The sequence below is a fragment of the Corynebacterium sp. NML120713 genome, from assembly GCF_001875735.1.
Lineage (GTDB): Bacteria > Actinomycetota > Actinomycetes > Mycobacteriales > Mycobacteriaceae > Corynebacterium > Corynebacterium pseudogenitalium.
The window spans coordinates 1-21109 of sequence record NZ_MLCR01000016.1; the positions used below are offsets into that span (position 1 = coordinate 1).

At 64.2% G+C, this 21109-nt stretch carries 19 protein-coding genes; 4 read left to right on the forward strand and 15 right to left on the reverse strand.

The window, feature by feature from the left end; genetic code table 11:
* Positions 1–497 (forward strand): integrase core domain-containing protein (locus BJP06_RS08770; protein WP_143110607.1); only part of this gene is annotated, 497 nt, incomplete at its 5' end.
* Between the two features lie 215 nt (positions 498–712).
* On the opposite strand, the gene BJP06_RS08775 is transcribed toward BJP06_RS08770, so the two are convergent.
* The 6 genes from BJP06_RS08775 to BJP06_RS08800 all read right to left on the reverse strand — a co-directional run bounded on the left by BJP06_RS08775 (position 713) and on the right by BJP06_RS08800 (position 8124).
* A complete protein-coding gene (locus BJP06_RS08775; RefSeq protein WP_071566422.1) occupies positions 713–1432 on the reverse strand; it encodes a type 1 glutamine amidotransferase in 720 nt (239 codons plus the stop codon).
* A complete protein-coding gene (locus BJP06_RS08780) occupies positions 1425–2684 on the reverse strand; it encodes a Mur ligase family protein (protein ID WP_070477278.1) in 1260 nt (419 codons plus the stop codon). The genes BJP06_RS08775 and BJP06_RS08780 overlap by 8 nt, the downstream gene beginning before the upstream one ends.
* A gap of 9 nt (positions 2685–2693) precedes the next feature.
* Positions 2694–3686, reverse strand: coding sequence for a DNA polymerase III subunit epsilon (locus BJP06_RS08785; RefSeq protein ID WP_071573597.1), 993 nt, complete (start codon positions 3684–3686; stop codon positions 2694–2696).
* A 14-nt stretch (positions 3687–3700) separates the two neighbouring features.
* Positions 3701–5125, reverse strand: a complete 1425-nt coding sequence (locus BJP06_RS08790; protein ID WP_071573598.1) for a hypothetical protein — start codon at positions 5123–5125, stop codon at positions 3701–3703.
* A 228-nt stretch (positions 5126–5353) separates the two neighbouring features.
* Positions 5354–7114 carry a 2-isopropylmalate synthase gene (gene leuA / locus BJP06_RS08795; RefSeq protein WP_255365830.1) on the reverse strand — a complete coding sequence of 587 codons (1761 nt, stop codon included), beginning with the start codon at positions 7112–7114 and terminating at the stop codon, positions 5354–5356.
* A 152-nt stretch (positions 7115–7266) separates the two neighbouring features.
* Complete coding sequence (locus tag BJP06_RS08800) at positions 7267–8124, reverse strand: DMT family transporter (protein ID WP_071573599.1); 858 nt, start codon at positions 8122–8124, stop codon at positions 7267–7269.
* Positions 8125–8239: 115 nt separating this feature from the next.
* Between BJP06_RS08800 and BJP06_RS08805 the strand changes: the two genes are divergently transcribed.
* Positions 8240–9505: an aspartate kinase gene (locus tag BJP06_RS08805; protein WP_070363272.1), complete on the forward strand. Its 1266-nt coding sequence runs from the start codon at positions 8240–8242 to the stop codon at positions 9503–9505.
* 15 nt (positions 9506–9520) lie between these two features.
* On the forward strand, positions 9521–10555 hold the full coding sequence (locus BJP06_RS08810) for an aspartate-semialdehyde dehydrogenase (protein WP_070477284.1): 1035 nt from the start codon (positions 9521–9523) through the stop codon (positions 10553–10555).
* A 358-nt stretch (positions 10556–10913) separates the two neighbouring features.
* Here the strand turns inward: BJP06_RS08810 and BJP06_RS08815 are convergent, their stop codons facing one another.
* The 3 genes from BJP06_RS08815 to BJP06_RS08825 all read right to left on the reverse strand — a co-directional run bounded on the left by BJP06_RS08815 (position 10914) and on the right by BJP06_RS08825 (position 13197).
* Entirely contained in the window at positions 10914–12188 is a 1275-nt protein-coding gene (locus tag BJP06_RS08815; protein WP_070477286.1) for a hypothetical protein, read from the reverse strand.
* A gap of 72 nt (positions 12189–12260) precedes the next feature.
* On the reverse strand, positions 12261–12458 hold the full coding sequence (locus tag BJP06_RS12330) for a helix-turn-helix domain-containing protein (RefSeq protein ID WP_177224298.1): 198 nt from the start codon (positions 12456–12458) through the stop codon (positions 12261–12263).
* 193 nt (positions 12459–12651) lie between these two features.
* On the reverse strand, positions 12652–13197 hold the full coding sequence (locus tag BJP06_RS08825; protein ID WP_070363268.1) for an RNA polymerase sigma factor: 546 nt from the start codon (positions 13195–13197) through the stop codon (positions 12652–12654).
* A 96-nt stretch (positions 13198–13293) separates the two neighbouring features.
* On the opposite strand from BJP06_RS08825, the gene BJP06_RS08830 reads away from it, so the two are divergent.
* Positions 13294–14853, forward strand: a complete 1560-nt coding sequence (locus BJP06_RS08830; protein WP_071573601.1) for a catalase — start codon at positions 13294–13296, stop codon at positions 14851–14853.
* A 229-nt stretch (positions 14854–15082) separates the two neighbouring features.
* Here the strand turns inward: BJP06_RS08830 and BJP06_RS08835 are convergent, their stop codons facing one another.
* From BJP06_RS08835 to BJP06_RS08860, 6 genes are read right to left on the reverse strand one after another with little or no spacing between them, the layout of a single operon-like run.
* Positions 15083–15427: a Na+/H+ antiporter subunit G gene (locus BJP06_RS08835; protein ID WP_070363266.1), complete on the reverse strand. Its 345-nt coding sequence runs from the start codon at positions 15425–15427 to the stop codon at positions 15083–15085.
* Positions 15427–15693 (reverse strand): cation:proton antiporter, encoded by a 267-nt coding sequence (locus BJP06_RS08840; protein ID WP_071573602.1) that lies wholly within the window; start codon positions 15691–15693, stop codon positions 15427–15429. Before BJP06_RS08840 ends, BJP06_RS08835 begins: the two co-directional genes overlap by 1 nt.
* Before the next feature lie 3 nt (positions 15694–15696).
* Positions 15697–16134, reverse strand: coding sequence for a monovalent cation/H+ antiporter subunit E (locus BJP06_RS08845; protein WP_083433255.1), 438 nt, complete (start codon positions 16132–16134; stop codon positions 15697–15699).
* A 2-nt stretch (positions 16135–16136) separates the two neighbouring features.
* On the reverse strand, positions 16137–17666 hold the full coding sequence (locus tag BJP06_RS08850; RefSeq protein ID WP_070477295.1) for a monovalent cation/H+ antiporter subunit D family protein: 1530 nt from the start codon (positions 17664–17666) through the stop codon (positions 16137–16139).
* Positions 17663–18091, reverse strand: coding sequence for a cation:proton antiporter subunit C (locus tag BJP06_RS08855; protein ID WP_071573603.1), 429 nt, complete (start codon positions 18089–18091; stop codon positions 17663–17665). The genes BJP06_RS08850 and BJP06_RS08855 overlap by 4 nt, the downstream gene beginning before the upstream one ends.
* Before the next feature lie 5 nt (positions 18092–18096).
* Complete coding sequence (locus BJP06_RS08860; RefSeq protein WP_071573604.1) at positions 18097–21006, reverse strand: DUF4040 family protein; 2910 nt, start codon at positions 21004–21006, stop codon at positions 18097–18099.
* Positions 21007–21109: the final 103 nt, after the last annotated feature.

Here is a 21109-nt window from a genome sequence, read left to right on the forward strand (position 1 = left end):
CACGACATATGTTTGAAGAAATCTTTGCCGCACACCCTGATGTCGACACGGTGCACTCCGATAACGGGGCAGCGATGACCAGTCGCAGCCTTGGCAGACTTTTTGATGCCCACCAGGTCAAACGCTCCTTCAGCAGGCCGTCGATTAGTAACGATAATCCGCATATGGAGTCGTTGTTTCACACCATGAAAGGTATGGCCTACTACCCGAGGGCTTTTGCCAGCATTAAACATGCAGCGGCCTGGGTTGATGAGTTTACAACGTTGTATAACCACCGGCCCCACAGTGGGATTAATGGGTACACACCGCAAAGCGTGCTAGACGGCACGTGGCAAAAGCTGGAGGCTAACCGGCGAAGTGCCGTCGAGCAAGCCCTTGCTGATGGGGTAATTACCGCGCGACCGAAAACACCGATTGGGTTGCCTGAGAAAGTCACAATTATCCGCACAACAACTAAGACAGCGCCGATGCCGCGTGCATTGATGATGCATTGTTAACCATGAATCTGGCCCACAACCACTTGACACAGAGCGTTCGAGCAGGCGCTGAGGCGTTTCCCCAGGTCGCGAAAATCCAATGAGGGAATTTGGTGTCACCCCAACCGGGCCGAGTGCCAAAGGACGCAACCGCTTATTTGCGACCTGGGCTTTTCCCGAGTTCCTCGGAACGAATTGCGTCCTTTGGCACTGGCTCCTAGAGCGCTAGCGGCAACCTACCTGAGGCGCTCCTTGCGCAGCTGGTCCACCTCGGGCAACGCGAGTGGGGTGAGTTCCTGGGCGTGGATGCCGAGGGCGCGGGCGAGGAGGAGGTCGGCAAGTTCGGGGTTGCGGGCCAGGGCGGGGCCGTGCATGTAGGTGGCGATGACACTGCCCTGCACAACGCCCTCAACGCCAGCCCGAGAACCAGCACCCACGTTGTTGCCCACGCCGCGTTTCACCTGGCCGAGTGGGGAGGCGTCGGGGCCGAGGGTGGTGCCGCCCATGTGGTTTTCGAATCCGGTGAGGGGGGCGGAGAGGCCGTCGAGAAGTGGGTGGGATTGGACTTCCCCGATGGCGCGCTCCGACATGGGGGAGGTGCGGACGTCGAGGACGCCGATGCCGGCGACTTCCTCGCCGTGGGCGGTGAAGCTGTGGCCGAGGACCTGCATGCCGGCGCAGACGGCGAAGACGGGGCGGCCGGCGTCGATGGCGCGCTGCAGGCCGGGGGATGCTTGCAGGCGGGAGGCCGCAATGATTTGGGCGGAGTCCTCGCCGCCGCCGAGGGTGTAGATGTCGCAGTCGGAGGGGATGTCCTCGGTGAGGGGGATGGGTCGGATGTGGGTGTCGATGCCTCGCATGCGGGCGCGTTGGCGCAGGACGAGTGCGTTGCCGTCGTCGCCGTAGGTGCCGAGTACGTCGGGCAGCAGCAGGCCGATGGTCAAAGTGTTAGTCACGGTCCAGCTCCTTGTGTAGGTCCTTTTTGAGGTCGCGGAAGGCGGTGTAGTTGGCCAGCACTTCGACGCGGCCGGGTGGGCAGGCGCGGATGGCGTCGACGCAGTTGTGGATCAGTTCGTGTTCGATGTCGGCGTAGAGCAGGCGCACGGCGAGGTCGGTGCCGCGTTCGCCGGCGGCTTTGACGGCGATGCCGTGGAAGTCTTCGAACTTGACGTCCCAGAGCCAGGAGAGGTCTTCGCCGTCGGCGACTTGGCCGTTGACGGCGATGACGAGGCCGTCGGCGGTGCGGTCCACCATGGAGAGGGCCTCTTGCCAGCCTGCCGGGTTCTTGGCCAGCAGGAGGCGGACTTCGTGGTCGCCGAAGTGGATGGTGGAGTAGCGCCCGGCGACGTCTTGGACGTCGGCGACGGCGGCGAGCGCGGAGGCGAGTGGTACACCGAAGACGTCGACGGCGCAGGCTACGGCCTGTGCGGCGTTGCCGCGGTTGGCCCGCCCGGGTAGCGCCAGGTCAAGCGTGACGACGCCCCCATCCGGGCAGCGCAGGCCGTCGTCGGTGACGGCGTAGGTGGGGGTAGGGCGTCGAAACTCGGAGCCATCGGGGAGGGGCTCGACGGCGTACCAGTCGTCCTCGGTGCGTACGACGTGGCCGCCGCTGCGGGGGTTGGTGACGGAGTCTCCGAGCCAGCCAGCGCCCGCGGAAACCCAGATGACGTTGGGGTGGTCCCAGGCGACGGAGGTCATCAGCACGTCGTCGCAGTTAGCGATGACGGTGGCCTCCGGGTGGGCGTTGACGGCGCCGCGGAGGGCGCGCTCGATCTTGTTGATCTCGCCGACGCGGTCCAGCTGGTCGCGCGACAGGTTGAGCAGCACGAACGCCTTCGGCTGCAGCCGGTCGGCGACGTGGGGGACGTGCAGCTCGTCGACCTCGAGGGCGATCGTGGAGGCGTCCTTGCCCGCCATGAGCGCGGAGATGATGCCGGCGTCCATGTTGTCGCCGCCGTCGTTGGTGGCCACGGTCCTGGTGGAGCGCAGCGCCGCCACCAGCATCTTTGTGGTGGTGGACTTGCCGTTCGTGCCCGTCACCAGCACGGCCGGGCGCCCCTTGGACAGGCCTGCCATGATGTTCGGGTCGATCGCGTTGGCAACGAGCCCGCCGATCATGCCGCCGGCGCCGCGGCCGGTGGCGCGCGACGCGAACGTGGCGGCCTTCGCGGCGGCCAGCGCAACAGAGGTACGCAGTTGTGAGAGCATGCCTCTACGTTAGTCGCGCGCTACGGCCTGGAGAAACTCCTGCGCGCTGAGCACCGGGATGTTTTTGCGGTGCGCGTGCATCGCTTTGCCACGCAGTTCTGCGCCGCGGGAGGGGGCGTCGGATACTACGAGGGATGCGGTGCGTGTGAGCTTTTCTTGGTAGTTCAGCCCGGCGTCGAGCGCGGCCTGGATGAGCTCGTCGGGGTCGACGGCGACGTCGTCGGAGATGGAGATCTCCATGCCTGGCTTGAGGCCCGCACCCGTGTAGACGCCCAGATTATCGACGTCCCCTTCGCGCTTATGCGCGTCCACCCGCAGTGCGGAGCGCTGCAGGCCGAAGCGGTCCGCCTTGAGGTCCTCCGGGTCAATGCTGGTCAGCGTGCCGTTTTCGCGCAGCTGCAGGTACACCGCGACGAGCTTCAGTGTGGCCGCCCGGGAAAGTTCCTCCTCGGGGACGCTGGCGCGTTCGACGGTGGCGGTGGCCGGTTCGGAGAGCACGCCGACTTGGTTGGCCACGGCGTTGAGTCGCTCGTCGATGAGGATGTGGCCCTGGCGGCGCGCGCTGCCGAGGATGTCCACGATTGCTTCGGGGCGCGGGATGTGGCCGACGCGCTGGCGGCGCCGGTTGTGTTTGCGGGCGCGTTGGCGGTTGGCGCGGGCGGCGGCGTTCATGGCGCGGCGCGACTCGGAGACGAGGTACCCCCACTCCGTGGGGCTGTCGAGCACGATGAGGGTGCGGTCGTCGATAAGCTTGTTGAGTGTCTTGAGGTGCCGCGCGAACCGTGGCGCCTGAGCGAAGTCGCTCTTCTCCAGGTTGTGCAGGTGGCGTGGGCCGGCGTCTTTGACCGGGTTGAATACGGCGTGGAAGTCCTCGCCGACCTCGCCGTTTTCGTCGAACGTGACCGCATCGAGGGTGAGCAAACGCCCCGTGGAGGGGTGGATGCTTGTCGAAAGGGCGCTTACCGCGACGAACGGAAAGAGCTCGTGGTCAGGTGTTGTCATCACTCTGATAGTAGCTATGGCCACTGCACGCGGTGTAATGGCCCGCCGAGCGGCGTGTCTGACTGGATCTGCAGGCCGCCGAAATTGTACTGGTAGTCGGGGGCAGGCGCTGGTGCAGGGGCCGGCGCGGGCTGTTCCTGCACGGGAGCGGGCTGCTGCACAGGCGCTGGTGCAGGCGCAGGGGCGGGCACGGGCGCAGGCGTTGGGGCCTGCCACACCGGGGCCGGCTGTGCTGGCATCTGGTACGCCGGTTCCTGTTGCGCCGGGGCTGGCGCCGAGGCCGGCTCAGACGCGGGCTCCGAAGAAGGCGGTGTGGTCTCCTCGGTGGTCTGTTCCGTCGACCGCTTCGAAGGTTCCGGCTTCTGGCCGGACTTGCTCGGGGAGTGCGCAGGCTCCGTCATGTACGTGGAAACTGTGTCCGGCGAGCCGCTCCACTGCTCGCTGAACGCCACCGAGCCGATCAGTGCGATCAGCAGCGCGCCGATGACAGCGGCTACCCAGCGCATCGGGTGGATCGGCTGGTTCTTCTTCGGCTGCGCCTCCGGGGCCTTCTCGTCCGCCGGGGTCTCCACGGCGGGGAACTCCTCCGAATCAGCCTTCGCTGCGGCGGACTTGGCCACCGCGTCGGCGCTGTCTTCCAGCTCCTCTGGGCGTACCACGGGGATCACGGTGGTCGCCGACATCGCCGAGGTATCCGGGTGGCGCGGGTGGACCTGCACCGGCGGAATCGGGGAGAGGGGCGGAAGCACGTCCGGGGCGAGTGGGCCAACGGTCACGCTCAACGACGGCTTGCCACCCAGCGGCGCGAGGTAGCCGTGAGCTACCGCCAGCAGGCCACGCTCGCTGAGGGACTGCAGCGTCGGCAGCAGCGCGGTGGCCACTGGCCCCACCAGGGTGCCGACGGCCCGATCCCCAATCGCGACCTGCACAGTATCTTCGGCAGCATCCTCAGTGGCGCTCAGCGTGAGCAGGTAATGCTTCCGGTCCAGCACCGAAACTTCCTGGGCTTCCTGCGCGTCCGGGAGGAAGGAGACGTCGTAGGTGCGGGTGTCGTCGAGAAACACCCACGGCTCGGTCGGGGGCTGGTTGGTGGGGATGCACAGGCCGGGGCGTGGCAGGCGGAGGACGGTTTGCAGGGAGCCGTCCGCAAGGCGGGTGGCGCGCACCGTGACCTGCGGGATCATCGAGGCTTCCACGATCCAGGACAGCTCCGCGTACTCGCGCGCGTCCGAGGCGCTCATGCTGCCGAGCACCGAGTCCTGGAAGTGAATGTCGAACCCGCCGCCCTCAGCGCGCGGGATAAGCAGCGCCGCGAGGTCCGCAACGTCCGTATCGGCGGAATCGAGCAGGTGAATGATGTGCTCTTGCTCCGCCTCGTGCACCGGGATGTTGCGAACAGCACCAAGCCCGTGGTCTGGAACCACGTATGTTGTTGCCATTTCGCCCTGCCTTACCCGGTGCTGCCTCGCCAGTAGATAAATCTCCGAGCAATGAGTATAAGGCGCGCACCTGGGTAAACACATGTCGACCTGTGGAGGCGTGTGACACGTCACGTTCGTACGCAGCGCGGATTCTTATTCGCTGAGAGAGGCGTAAGAGAAGCGAGCGCGCTTTATCACTCGCATCTCAGTCCGCCAGGCAGAACGACCCCCCTAACGGGGGTGGTGTTACGCGACCGTCGAACGGTTCACCGCGGACACGATGGCCTGCATCGACGCCAACGTCGTCGATCCTGCCACGCCAGCGCCCCACGCACACTTGCCGTCGACATCCGCGTAGATGTAGCAGGCCGCGTCGGCGTCGTCACCCGCGGAGCGGGCGCGCTGCGAGTAGTCCTGCACCTCGACGTTGATGCCGATGTGCTCCAGCGCGTTCGCGAATGCCGCGATCGGGCCGTTGCCGACACCCGTGACTTCGTGGTCCTGGCCGTTGTAGGTCACGCGCGCGCGGATCCCGGTCGTCGTGGCGTCCGTGCCCTCCTCATCCGACGTGCGGAAGGAGTGCAGCTCCAGTGGCGAATCTGGGTCCAGGTAGGTCGTGGCGAAGATGTCCCACATGTTCTTCGAGTTGACCTCGCCGCCCTCGTTGTCGGTGATGTTCTGCACCACCGCGGAGAACTCCGGCTGCATCGCCTTCGGCATATCGATGCCGTGGTCCGTCTTCATGATGTAGGCAACGCCACCCTTGCCGGACTGGGAGTTGACGCGGATGACAGCCTCGTAGTCGCGGCCCACATCCTTCGGGTCGATCGGCAGGTATGGGACCTCCCAGACCGTCTCGCGCAGCTCTTCCCACTGCACCTCAGTGGAGTTCGCGCCGGGGCGCACCTTGCTCGCCAGTGCGTCCAGGCCTTTATTAATAGCGTCCTGGTGCGAGCCGGAGAACGCCGTGAAGACCAGGTCGCCGCCGTATGGGTGGCGCTCGGGGACGCGCAGCTGGTTGCAGTACTCCACGACGTCGCGGATGCGCTGGATATCAGAGAAGTCGATCTGCGGGTCGACGCCCTGCGTCAGCATGTTCAGGCCCAGTGTGACCAGGTCGACGTTGCCGGTGCGCTCACCGTTGCCGAACAGGCAGCCTTCGATGCGGTCCGCGCCCGCCATGTAGCCCAGCTCGGCCGCGGCGATGCCTTCGCCGCGGTCGTTGTGGGGGTGCAGCGACAGGATGATGGAGTCGCGGCGCTTCAGGTTGCGGTGCATCCACTCCACCGAGTCCGCATACACATTTGGGGTAATCATTTCGACGGTCGCCGGCAGGTTGATGATCATCGGCTGCTCAGGGGTCGCGTCCATGATCTCGACGACGGCGTCGCACACCTCAACCGCAAAGTCCAGCTCAGTGCCGGTGAAGGACTCCGGCGAGTACTGCCAGCGCCAGTTCGTGTCCGGGTAATCCTTCGCGATGCCCTTGATCAGCTCCGCCGCGTCCGTCGCCAGTTTCTTGATCGCCGGGCGGTCTTTCCGGAACACCACTTCGCGCTGCAGCTTCGACGTCGAGTTGTAGAAGTGCACGATCACGTTCTTCGCGCCCGAGCACGCCTCGAACGTGCGATGAATCAGGTGCTCACGGGCCTGCACCAGCACCTGGATGGTGACGTCATCCGGGATCATGTCCTGCTCGATGATCTCGCGCACAAAGTTGAAGTCAGTCTGCGAGGCGGACGGGAAGCCCACCTCGATCTCCTTGTAACCCATCTCCACCAGCAGGTTGAACATGCGGCGCTTGCGCTCCGGGTTCATCGGGTCAATCAGGGCCTGGTTGCCGTCGCGCAGGTCCACCGCGCACCACTGTGGCGCGTGCGTGATGGTGGCGTCTGGCCAGGTGCGATCCGGCAGGCGGATAGGCTCTACCTCCTGCGCAAACGGCAGGTAGCGGTGCGCTGGCATCTTCGATGGCTGCTGCTTATTCCAGGCTGGTTGGGTGGTCATTGTGGCTGTTCTCCTTCGTGGCGAGTTTCACGGTCGGCGTGCACAAACTCCGCGACGGGCGCCGGCCGTGTTACAACGAGGCCTGTATCCCGCCGCGGCAGATTAGGAGCAGCAGCTGATGTGACATGCGCCAAAGCATACACGGTTTGGGCCTATCCCACTTGAATACTGACCCGTGTGAGCATCGCCGCGCTGGCCAGCATCATAATTATCGACGCCACCATCGCTACCCAACCCCCAACACTGGACACGGCGAAGTTCTCCCCAAGCAGCACGATGCCCAAGGTGAGTGCAACCAGCGGCTCAACAACCTTCATGGCCGGCAGCGTGGTGGCCAGCTTGCTGGCGCCGAACGCGAACTGCTGCACTGCCGTGCCCAGCACCGCGCAGGCCAGCATGGCCCAGAACTGCCACGACTCCACAAGTCCAACGACTCCGCCGTGTACGTAGGCGTCCACAGCCACCTTGGAAAACACCGCCAGGTAGCCGAAGATCGCGCCGCACAGGATGCCGTAGGCCAGCGCCTGCGTAGCGGCGCCACGGGTGCGGGCGAACGCGACCGTCCCGACCATCCAGGCCAGCCCAACCCCGATTGCCAGCACCCAGCCGACCATCCCCGGCGGGGCGGTGCCCGGAACCGGGCGGCCCACCAGGATCACCACCGCAACGAAAATGGTCAGCAGCGTCGCCCACGCCGTGCCCTGCGGCGACATTGTGCGGTGCTCCACGCGCGCCGAAAGTAGCAGCGTGAACATCAGTGACAGCACCAGAATCGGCTGGACTACCAGCAGGGATCCGAACGCCAGCGCCAGCGCCTGAAATCCGTACGCGGCCAGCGCAAGGGTGAGCGATGCCCACCAGGCGGGGCGTCGCAAAGAAGAAAGCGGTGAGGGATTGACCTCCGTTGTGGAGCGGCCGGCGCGCAAGATGCGGTGGCGCCACACCGTCCCCACCGCGATGAGCAGCGCAGACGTGAGCGCAAAGCTAATCGCAAGGAAGTCGTTCTGCATGGTCAACGATAATACTAATTTTCTGTGCCATGTCGCCCCATAGTCGTTTTTGGGACGCTATTCTTATAGTGCGGATTTTCACGCGACAGTTTTTACACCGATGGAAGGTTCTACCATGGCATTGATCGTGCAGAAATACGGGGGCTCGTCCCTCGAAAGCGCCGACCGCATACGCGCGGTTGCTGAACGCATCGTTGCCACTAAGAAGCAGGGGCACGATGTCGTGGTGGTGTGTTCCGCAATGGGCGACACCACCGACGAGCTGCTGGACCTCGCCGCCCGCGTCAACCCAACCCCACCCGCCCGCGAGATGGACATGCTGCTCACCGCAGGCGAGCGCATCTCGAACTCGCTGGTCGCGATGGCGGTCGCATCCTTCGGCGCTGATGTGCAGTCCTTCACCGGCTCGCAAGCGGGCGTCATCACCACCGAGCGCCACGGCAACGCCCGCATTATTGAGGTGACGCCGGGCCGCGTCCAAGAAGCTATCGACGCCGGCCGCATCGCCATCGTCGCCGGCTTCCAGGGCGTCAACCGTGACACCAAGGACGTCACCACCCTCGGCCGCGGCGGGTCCGATACCACCGCCGTCGCCCTCGCCGCCGCCCTCGGCGCCGACGAGTGCGAAATCTACTCGGACGTCGACGGCGTCTACACCGCCGACCCACGCATCGTCCACGATGCCCGCAAGCTCGACAAACTCTGCTTCGAAGAGATGCTTGAGCTCGCCGCGTCCGGCTCGAAAATCCTTGTGCTGCGCAGTGTGGAATATGCGCGCGCATTCAACGTACCCATGCGGGTGCGTTCGTCATACAGCAACGATCCCGGCACCCTCGTCGCCGGAGCATTGGAGGATATCCCCATGGAAGAAGCAGTACTGTCCGGCGTTGCCACCGACGCCTCCGAAGCGAAAATCACCATCCTCGGCGTCAAGGACCTGCCAGGGGAGGCCGCCAAGGTGTTCCGCGTCCTCGCCGACAACGAGATCAACATCGACATGGTGCTGCAGAACATCTCCAGCCTCCACAACCTGACCACCGACATCACCTTCACCCTCCCAATTGCCGACGGCCCCCGCGCCATGGAACTGCTCAAGGCCCTCCAGGCGAAAGAAGGCTGGGACAACATCACCTACAACGACCAGATCGGCAAGGTGTCCCTCATCGGTGCAGGCATGAAGACCCACCCGGGCGTCACCGCCGACTTCACCGAAGCACTTCGCGACGCCGGCGTGAACATCGACATGATCACCACCTCCGAAATCCGCATCACTGCCGTTGTACGCGAAATCGACCTTGAGGAAGCCACCCGCGCTATCCACGACAAGTTCGAACTCGGCGGCGACGAACCAGCCATCGTCTACGCTGGCACCGGACGCTAAGAAAGGACACACTTCATGACCACCATCGCAGTAGTAGGTGCAACCGGCCAGGTCGGCCGCGTCATGCGCGAAATCCTCGCCGAACGAGACTTCCCAGCGGACAAAGTGCGCTTCTTCGCATCACCACGCTCCGCGGGTAAGCACCTCGAATACCGCGGCCAGGACGTCGTCGTCGAAGACCTCACCCAGGTCACCGAAGACTCCGTCGCCGACGTCGACATCGCGCTCTTTTCCGCAGGCGGCGGCACCTCCAAGCAGTGGGCCCCAGTCTTCGCAGCCGCCGGCGCCACCGTCGTAGACAACTCCTCCGCGTGGCGCAAGGACGACGACGTCCCCCTCATCGTCTCCGAGGTCAACCCCGACGAAGCCAAGGCGCCAGCCAAGGGCATCATCGCGAACCCGAACTGCACCACCATGGCAATCATGCCCGTGGCCAAGGCACTCCATGACGCCGCCGGCCTTCACACCATGCGCGTAGCCTCCTACCAGGCCGTATCCGGCTCCGGCCTCGCCGGTGTGCAGGCGCTTGCAAATCAGGTCGCCGAAATCGGCGAGCGCAACACCGAACTCGCCCTCGACGGCTCCCTCCTCCAGCCCGAGGAGCTCGGCCCATACGTCGCACCGATCGCCTTCAACGCGCTGCCACTCGCCGGCAACCTCGTCGACGACGGCACCGAAGAAACCGACGAGGAGCAGAAACTCCGCAACGAATCGCGCAAGATCCTCTCCATCCCAGATCTGCGCGTCTCCGGCACCTGCGTCCGCGTCCCAGTGTTCACCGGGCACACCATGGTCGTCCACGCCGAGTTTGAGAAGGAAATCACCCCTGACCAAGCTCGCGCCGTCCTGGAGGCCGCGCCGGGCGTCTCCGTCGTCGACGTACCGACCCCTCTCGCCGCCGCCGGCAAGGACGATTCCCTCGTCGGCCGCATCCGCCAGGACCAGGCCGTCGACGGCAACCGCGGCCTCGTGTTCGTCGTCTCCGGCGACAACCTGCGCAAGGGCGCCGCACTGAACACGATTCAGATTGCGGAGCTGCTTGTGAAGTAGCTTTTCTGGCTTCTTGAGGGCGCTTGAGGGCGCTTGAGGCGGTCCCCTGGGGTTTGTTCCCTGGCGGGGCCGCTTTTTGCTGCGCTTTGAGCGTGTTGCTGGTGGTGGTGGAGACACCACATTCCTTTGAGCAGCGCCAACGACCTGGGGAAACGCTCAGGGCTGCTCCTGAAAGCGGGAATTTGGTGTCGGACCGGGTGGTGGGGACACCACATTCCATCAAGTACTGCCTACGACCTGGGGAAACGTCCCGACCCCTCTCCGAAAAACAGGAATTTGGTGCGCTCACCCTTGTATGAGCCAAAGAAAAAGTGCCAAAGCACGCATCTTGCGTCCCTTGGCACTTGGCGGAGCAGGATTATTTAGCCTGGCTCTCAGCCTCTTCCGTCTCGAGGACTTCTTCCGCTTCGAGGGCCTGCTCGGCCTCTTCGATCATGGCTTCCTTGAAGTCCTTATTTTCCATGACGGACTTCTCGGTAATCTTGTCCAGCTCGCGCTGGTCGTGGCGGGTGAACTTCACGCGCGGATCGAGTTTGTCCTTCATGAGCTCGAGGGCGCGGCGTCGCAGGCTGCCTTCGTGGCGCAGGGTTTCCGAGCCGCGGATGCGGGCTGATGTGACCACGACGATGAGTACCAGGCCCAGGTAGCCCAGGATCGGGTAGACGAACGAGATTAAGTCCTTGAAGCCGACGAAGGACAGGACGAACCCGATCAGGCACGCGGAGATGTAGATGACGCGGAACTTCTGCTGGCGACCGCGTGCCAGGCGCTTGCCTAGGGCGTAGAACATGCCCAACGAGGTGGCGAAAATCATGCCGAAGATCACGAACGTCATGATGAGGCCGAGTGTTGGGTTGATGTTGTTGATGAGGGTGAGCATCGGCATGTCGTGGCCGTTGACGTCGCTGATGCTGACCATGAGGCCCATGCCGAGCAGGAGCAGCATCGCGAGGTAGGCAATGCCGCCGAAGAGGCCGCCGAGGCCGGTTTCGCGCGGATCGAGGTAGTTGCCGCCGATGACGACCGCCATGGACACAACGCAGATGAAGTTCAGGCCGGTGTAGTTCAGTGCGGCGATCCACCAGTTTGGCAGCTCGGTTGCGACGTCCTGGGCTGCGATGTTGATGCTATCCCAGTCTGGCTGCGCGTTGACGATGGTCCAGGTGCAGCCGCCGATCACGAAGATCAGGAGGAATGGGGTGAGGATGCCGATCGCGCCGGTCACCTTATTGACGTCCAGCATGCCAACACCGAGCACCATTGCCAGCATGATGACGGCGCCGATCCAGACCGGGATGCCGAACTGCTGGTTCAGGTTCGCGCCCGCACCTGCGAACATGATGAACCCGATGGAGAACAGCGTGATGATGGTCGAGATGTCGAGCACCCAGCCCATGACCTTGCCCGTGATGTTGCCGAGCACTTCCATGTGTTCAGTCGCCTGGAAGTAGGAGCCAAGCTGGAGGATGGAGATACCGCCGACCAGCATCAGGGCCGAGCTCAAGAGTGCTCCCCAAATGCCTTGCGTGCCGAAGGCTACAAAGTACTGCATCGCTTCCTGCCCGGACGCAAACCCGGCGCCGACAACGATGCCGATGAAGGCAAAGGAGATCGCTATTGCGTTTCGAATCATAAAAGGCAGTGTAGTTGATGGGTTGGGCCTGGTCGGTGAATTCGGAACCTTTTTGGTTTGGTTCCAGGTGGATCATTCGTCCGTGTTGGCGCGCTGCGCTGCGTCCCTTTTGCGTATGAATGCGAAGACGTCGTCGGCGTAGAGGCGCCGGTGCGCCCCGACTTTGTGGCCGGCTAATTGGCCGGTGTCGATGAGCTTCACGACGTGAGGCCTGGACACGTGGAGGAGGTCCGCCGCCTGCTGGGTGGTGAGTTCTTTACGTACGGGCACTATTTCAACCGGCCTGCCCTCCACCTCGTTGGCGAGCACTTCGCGTAGTGCAGAGGCGGCGGATCGTGGAATCCGTAGCGGCTGCTGGGACCCATCGACGACAATGTCGACGCTGCTCGAGTGGGGTTGTGAAAGCGCGATGTCAAGGTCTTCGAGGGCCTGCTGTGCAATAAACGAAAAATGGGATTATGAACTAGGTCTGTTCAGTGAGTCGCATGATGTCTTTTCGGGCGCGGGCGACGCGGGAGCGGATGGTCCCGATGCGCACGCCAGCGATTTTGGCGGCTTCCTCGTAGCTGTAGCCGAGCACTTGCGTGAGGACGATGGCTTCGCGCCTGTCGGGGGCGAGTTCGTTGAGGAGGTTGTGGGCGTCGATAACTTCGGGCCACAGGTTCGGGTCGTCGGTGCTGGGCTGTTGGTTGGCGACGTCGTCGTAGTCACTGTTGGTGGCGCGCGGGCGGCTGCGGTCGTGGCGCACGGAGTCGATCCAGGTGCGGCGCGCGATGGAGAGGAGCCACGTGCGGGCGGTGGAGCGGCCGGCGAAGCGTGGGAGGGCGCCGAGGGCGCGCAGGTAGGTTTCCTGGGTGAGGTCGTCGGCGGCGTCGTGTCCTGCGAGGTGGGCGAGGAGGCGCCAGACGTCGTCTTGGGTGGCGGCGATGAAGTCGGTGAGGGCAGCTTTGTCGCCCCGACCTGCCCGGAGGGCGAGGTCGGTGACGTACTGGCTATCGCTGCTGTTCACGAATAAAAAGGGTACCAGTATTGGAAAAACCCTTGATGCCACTCTGATATTCGCGTACTGTATAAATCGAACCCTAACAATAAGGAGGGACTAACAATGGCAGAGAAGAACGTAGACCACATCCTTTCGAACGGCGAACGTCCAGCGGGCAAGGGTCAAACCACCCAGCTCAGTGGCCAGCCCGTCCCATCGGAAAACGTGAGTGTTACGCAGGGCCGTCAGGGCGCGAATGTCCTGGATGACATTCACCTCATCGAGAAGCTTGCGCACTTCAACCGCGAGAATGTCCCCGAACGTATTCCACACGCGAAGGGCCACGGAGCATTCGGTGAGCTGCACATCACCGAGGACGTGTCCAAGTACACGAAGGCGAAGCTCTTCCAGCCTGGCACCGTCACCCCGATGGCTGCACGCTTCTCCACCGTTGCTGGTGAGGCAGGCTCCCCAGACACTTGGCGTGACGTCCACGGCTTTGCGCTGCGCTTCTACACCGAAGACGGCAACTACGACATTGTCGGCAATAACACCCCGACGTTCTTCCTGCGCGACGGCATCAAGTTCCCGGACTTCATCCACTCCCAGAAGCGCCAGCCGAACTCCGGCCTGCGCGATGACGAGATGCAGTGGGACTTCTGGACCCGCACCCCTGAATCTGCTCACCAGGTGACCTACCTGCTCGGCGACCGCGGCACTCCGAAGACCTCCCGTCACCAGGACGGATTCGGCTCCCACACCTTCCAGTGGATCAACGAGGAAGGCACCCCAGTTTGGGTCAAGTACCACTTCAAGACCCGCCAGGGCTGGGAATGCTTCACCGACGAAGAAGCCACCGAGAAGGCCGGCACGGACCCGGACTTCCAGCGCGAGGACCTCTTCAATGCCATCAAGGAGGGGGACTACCCAATCTGGGACGTCAAGGTCCAGATCATGCCGTTCGAGGAAGCGAAAGACTACCGCTTCAACCCGTTCGACCTCACCAAGACGTGGTCGCAGAAGGACTACCCGCTTATCGACGTCGGCTACTTCGTCCTCAACCGCAACCCGAAGAACTTCCACGCCCAGATCGAGCAGCTGGCACTCGACCCAGCCAACCTGGTCCCAGGCATTGGCCTGTCCCCGGACCGTATGCTGCAGGCTCGCGTCTTTGCGTACGCTGACCAGCAGCGCTACCGCATCGGCGCCAACTACAAGGATCTGCCGGTCAACCGCCCGATCAACGAGGTGAACACCTACGCAGAGCGCGGCTCCATGGCATACTTCTTCAACGAAGAGAACGAACCAAACTACAGCCCGAACTCCTACGAGAAGGGCGCCGGCTACCTCGACGACGGCGAAACCTCCGCGAGCGGCCAGGACCTCGGCCTCGCCGAGAACCTGTACATCAACCCGGACCCGGAGGGCACCGACCTGGTGCGCGCCGCCTACGTCAAGCACGCTGAGGATGACGACTTCGGCCAGGCCGGCACCCTCTACCGCGACGTCTTCGACGACGCCGCCAAGGAACGCTTCGTGCACAACATCACGAACAAGATGATGGCGATCACCAACAAGGAGATCGAGGAGCGCGTCTACGAGTACTGGGGCAAGGTCGACGCTGACCTGGAGACCAAGGTTCGCGAGTCCCTTGCTGCTAAGCGCGCTGCGCAGCAGAAGTAACCCTTAACGATTTAAACCCGCCAGGACGGTGACGTCCCGGCGGGTTTAGGCGTTTTTGGGGTACAGACACGGCACCACCCCAAGCGTTTTGTTCGTGTCGAGGTGTTAACGGAGTGCGATGCTGGTCACCGAAAACCGGCTCGGGCGGGTGAAAATGCGCGACCTGCATCGCACTCCTTTAAGCCCACGCTATGAATGGTTTTGGGCGCCACCCCCCAAAAAACGGAACCTAAATCCGGTAGTTTGGCCGGTTCGGGTGCCGGTCGCGCTTATCGGAGACGGTCACGCCGTAGAGGGTGCGGCCCATGATGAAGGAGCCGACGGAGCCGACGATCCATACGCCGGCGATGGCGATGATGGCGCGGAGGAAGTCGTTGAGGTCGAATCCGGTGGTGGACCAGGACCAGATCAGCTTGGCAACGACCAGGATCGGGAAGGCGAGGCAGACGGTTGGGCCGAGCAGGTTCGCGCGGGTCAGTGCGTCGGGGGCGCGCAGCTGCAGGAGCGCGGTGGCGACCACCAGTAGGGTGGCCACGATGACGAGCGCTGCGACGATGATTTCGATGATGGTCATTAGCGGCGTCCTCTCGTGATGATGCGGGCCATGGAGATGGTCGGGATAACGCCACAGACGAGGCCTGCGAGGATGGCGATTTCGTAGCCGATCATGGTCTGGGTCCAGATGGACCAGACGAGGAAGATGGTGACCATGGCGTAGAAGATGAGGTCGGCCATGACGGCGCGGGAGAGTTCGTCCTTGACCAGGATCAGACCACCGAGGCCGACGAGCAGGCTGAGCGCCATGACGATGACGCAGCCCATGAGGATCGTTTCAAACATGTTCTAGTCCATCCTTTCCGCGGGTGGCAGGGTGTGGTCGTCGGGGTCGCCGAGGTCCACGTAGTGGTCCCACCCGATGGATGCGGGGTCCAGCGGGGTGGCTTTGACTGCCGGGTTGATGCGCTCTTCCATGTCGATGAGGCCGGCGATCTGCTCTAAAGGGTCGCTGCCGAACGCGGCCTGCACCAGCAACACGATCGGGCCGCCTTCCTGGGCGGGGTAGCGCAGTCCGAGGGACAGCGTGCCCGGGGTGACGGTGATGGAGGTGGAGTACCAGAAGATCTGCCAGTCGGTGGTCAGGCGCAGCGGGTAGTAGATGATGATCGGGTCCAGCCCGGTGTTGGGCTTGAACGCGGCGGCGGCTGCGCTGAAGCCGGAGGCGAAGATTTCTTTGATGAGCCAGGCGGTGTAGCCCACGCCGTGTACGAAGCGTTGCAGCATGGTTAGTTACCTCCTTGGAGGGTGTCCACATCGGGGATGCCGATGGCGTCGTCGCCGAGGACGGCGGTGGTGTAGGAGTCGACGTCGAGAAGGCTGTCGACGGCCGCGGTGCTGGCTGCCCAGAGTGGGCCGGCACCGATGAACATGCCGAGGGACATGAACATGAGCAGCGCGGACGGTGCGAGCAGCTTCGCGCGGACGTTGAGGGCCTTCGGGTAGTGCTGCATTGGGCGGCCCCAGAAGACGCGCTTCCAGACGCGCATCATGGACAGCAGCGCACCGAAGGACGCGACGATGATGGTGGTGATTGCCACCCAGGAGCGCCAGTCGCCGGGTGTAGCGGCGGCGAGCACGATGGTGACCTTGCCGAAGAGGCCGGAGAACGGCGGGAAGCCGACGATGGAGAACGCGCCGGCGACGAAGACGGCGGAGGTGAGCGGGTCGCGGCGTGCGAGGCCGGACAGCTTCGAGATGGTGCCGGTGCCGTAGGTTTCCTCGATGGCACCGACGTTGAGCACGAGTGCTGCGATGGTGATCATGTGGTGCAGCGTGTACATGAGGCCGGCGGCGAGGGCGTAGCGGGCGTCGTCGTTAGTAAAGGCCAGCATGATGAGGATGAACGGCATGCCGTTGACCATCTGGTAGCCCAGGACGCGGCGCATGGTGTGCTCAGCAAGGCCGGCGAAGCCACCGATGAGCATCGAGATCACCATGATGACGATGATCAGTGCGTTCCAGCGCGCGTCCATGTCGAAGATGACCACCCAGATGCGGAAGAGCATGTAGACGGCCACCTTGGTGTGCAGGCCGGAGAACAGGCCCATGACGGCGGCACTGGTGGAGGGGTAGGTGCGTGGCAGCCAGGTATGGACCGGGAAGACGCCGGCTTTGGCGGCGATGGCGATGACGACCAGGCCGGTGGCCACGGTGATCGGTCCGTTGCCGGCCGCGGCGCCGCGCAGGGCGGCGATGTTGACGGCGCCGGCAACACCGTAGATGTAGCCCACGCCCATCACGAGCAGTGTCGACGCCGCCAGGTTCACCAGCACGAACGTGCGGGCGGACAGCAGGCGGTTGCGGGTGCCGGTCATGGCGATGAGGCCGTAGGACGGCAGCAGCATGACCTCGATCATGACGAAGAAGTTGAACAGGTCCGCGGTGAGCAGTGCGCCGGAGACACCGGTGATAAGCACCAGGGTCAGCGGCGTGAAGTAGCGCGCCTGGGTTTCACCGGCCACGCTGGCGAACCAGTTGGAGGTCAGCGCCACGATCATGGTGGTGATCAGCATGATGGCCGAGAACTGGTCGGCGGCGAAGGAGATGCCGACGCCGCCCTGGTACAGGCCGATGACGTGGGAGATGGTGCCGTGCTCGGCGGTGTAGCTGTACAGCCAAATGGCCAGGCCGAGGTTGATGGCGGGGATGATGAGGCCCAGGGCGTCGTTGCCGCGCTTCCAGGGACTGAGCGTTGTCACCGCCGCCATGATGAGTGGCAGCGCGACGAAGACTGGGAGGATTGCGTCCGCACTCATGCGCGTGGTGCTCCTTCCGTGTTGTTCATCTTTTTCGGGTTGAGGCGCGCGGTGCGGCCTGCGGTGGATAGCGCGGACGGGCTCAGGCGCATCAGGTCGTAGGTGCCTGCGACGCCGGTCGGGTTATCCATGGTGTCGTCATCCTTGCCGAGTGAGGCCAGCATGAGCAGGATCGTGGTCGTCGCCATGGCGATGACGATGGCGGTGAGCACGAAGGCCTGCGGGAGTGGGTCGGACAAGTCGGCGAATTCGGTGCGGGAGGGGAATGCCTCGCCGCGCCAGGCGCCGACACCGGTGGCAAGCAGCGTCAGGTTGGAGGCGTGCCCGAACAGGGACATGCCGAAGATGATGCGGACCATGCCGCGCTGCAGGATCATGTAGACGGACCCTGCAACCAGGACCGCGATGGTAAGTGCCATGACCATGTGGTTTACAGCTCCTTCGTGGTAACTGGGCGCGGGTTTTCCGCGGGGTTGAGTGGGGCTGGGTGGGCGTCGACAGGCTCGGCGGGCGCCTCTGGCTCTGGCACGTCCGGCAGCGGGTTCTCGCCGCCGCGGGTGTAGGTGAGGTCGGAAATCTCGGTGCCGGGGCGTAGGTAGCCGCCGAGCGCGTTGAGCGCCTGCGTGACCATGCCGAGCACGGCGAGGTAGATGCCGAAGTCGAAGATGAGGGACGTCGTCATGTGCTCCCCAGCGATGGTGCCGTGGATGGCGTACATGAAGCCGCCTTCGAGGAACCCGAGGAAGCCGGAGCTGATGGCGATGATGATGCCCCAGCCCGTCAGCCTGATCGGGGTGAGTTGCTTGACGACGTACGCGTCCGCGCCACGGGACAGGTAGTTGAGGCCGAACGCGGTGGCCAGTACGAGCGCTGCGACGAAGCCGCCGCCGGGCGCGGTGTGGCCACGGAAGAAGATGAGGACGGACAGCAGCGCCAGGATCGGTACGACGAGCGCAGACGCCTTGCGCAGTGGCAGCGAGTTGAGCTGCGACTGGCCGAATGGGCGTGGGCGGGTGCCGGCCTCGAACATGTGGCGTGGCATGGACTGGACGACGGCCGCGATGACCACTGCCGCCATGCCGAGCACGGAGAGCTCGCCGAGGGTATCGAAGCCACGGAACTCAACGATGATGACGGCGACGATGTTGTCGGCGCTGGTCATCTTTCCTCCCTCGGTGAGGTACCACAGTGCCAGGTCGGAGCGGTCGTGGCGGCCCAGCAGGGCGTAGACGCCGAGGAAGGCGACCACGCCGGCGATGGCAGCGACGACGGCCGCGAAGACCTTGCGTGAGGTCGGGGTCTTGGGGAAGGTGCGTGGCTGGTAGCGCAGCACCACCATGATGATCACGACGGTCAGCGACTCGACGAGGAACTGGGTCAGCGCCACGTCGGGTGCGCCGAGCATGAGCATCTGCAGTGTCATGCCCACGCCGGTGGTGCCCAGCAGTACCGCCGCGGCGAGGCGGGAGCGGGTGCGCACCAGGCCGATGACGGACAGGGCGATGATGGCGAATGGGATGAGGTCCCACCACACGTCGATGCCCTCGGCGCGTGGGGCGAGCGGCATGCCGTCGACACCCTGGGTGAGCACGGCGGTGCTGACGCCCAGGACGAGGATGCACAGCACGAGTGGCAGCAGGTGGCGCGACGGGTTGAACGTGTCCGCCATCGCGCCGAGCCAGCGGCCCACCTTGGAAAGCCCGCGGACCATGGCGTTGAGTAGGTCATTGCCGCTGGTTGGCAGCAGCTGCTTGTTCTCGACGGCCGCGAAGAACGGTTTGCGCACGAAGAGGACGAAGCAAACACCCAGCACGAGCACGATGAGCGAGACGATGAATGGCGCGTTCAGGCCGTGCCACAGTGCCAGGTGCGAGTGGAACTCGGTGTCGCCAGTGATGGTGCGCACGCCCGCGTTGATCGGGTTGTCTACCCAGCCGAGCGTGAACGGCAGGACCAGGGAGGTCAGGCCGGGCAGCGCGGCTGGCAGCCAGAGCGCGACGGGCGCTTCGGTGACGTGCGGCATGGGCTTGGTGCCGTCGATAAATGCGCCGAAGACGATCTTCGCCGAGTAGATGAAGGTCAGTAGGGCGGCAAGACCCGCGACGGCGAGCAGCAGCGGGCCGAAGCTTGTGGCGTCGAACGCTGTGAGGATGGATTCCTTCGAAATGAAGCCGAACAGTGGCGGGATGGCGGCCATGGAGGCCGCGGCCACACAGGTGGAGGCGAAGGTGAACGGCAGCTGCTTGTACAGCTGGCCGAGGCGGCGGATGTCGCGGGAGCCGGCCTGGTGGTCAATGACGCCGATGAGCATGAACAGGGAGGACTTGAACAGCGCGTGGGCCAGCGTGTGCACCATCGCGGCGGCGAGCGCCGCCGGGGTGCCGATGCCGATCGCCGCGACGATCCAACCCAGGTGGGAAACCGTGGAGTAAGCCGTCAGGTGCTTCAGGTCCGTCTTCGTAATGGCGAAGGCTGCCGACATCAGCGCGGTAAACAGGCCGGTGACCAGCAGCAGCGTGTTCCACGCGGTGACGTCGTGGAAGATGGTGGAGAAGCGCAGCAGGACGTAGACGCCCGCCTTGACCACTGCCGCCGCGTGCAGGAACGCGGAGACTGGCGTGGCTGCCGCCATGGCTTCAGGCAGCCAGAAGTGGAAGGGGAACTGCGCGGCCTTGGTGAAGGCGGAGAAGCCGATGAGCAGTGCCACCGTGGTGGTCAGCCCCGGCGACTGCGCCCAGACCGGCGACGCGAGCACTGCGCTGAGCTGCGTCGTTCCTGCCGCGACGGAGACGACCGCCAGGCCCGCCAACAGCGTCAGCCCGCCGAAGAAGGTCAGGATGAGCGTGCGGTAGGAGCCGGCCTCGCCGCCGGAGCCGGAGCGGGCGATGAGCATGAAGGACGCGATCGAGACGAGCTCCCAGCCGATGAAGAGGAGCACGGTGTCGTCCGCAAGCACGAGCAGCAGCACCGAGAGGGTAAACGCCGTCATGATGGTATAGAAGCTGGTGTTGCCCTCGCGCTTCGGCAGGTATGCGGCCGAATATATAAGGACAATGCCGCCAATGACGAGCGCGAGCAACGCAAAGAAGATGCTCAGGCCGTCCGCGCGCAGTGAGAACGCGATTTCGGTGCCGGGCCCGAGGATGTCGTTGGCCCACGTAAGGGACCACGTTTCCACGTTGCCTTGGGAAATGTTAGGAAATTCGCGGCCCAGCGTGACCGCTGCGGCGAACAGCAGGAGCGCCAGCGGCCAGCCTGCTTTCCTGTCGAAAACTCGCACGAGCAGCGGCGATAGCGGAACTGTCGCGGCCACGAATGCGAGCACGAGAGGTAGTGCCATGGTGAACCCTCTCTGAGTTTGGGATTTGAAAACTGTCAGTTGCTTTAAAGGGTAGCAACAAGCTTGGACAAGGCCACAACATCTTTGGGAGCGTGCGGTGTGC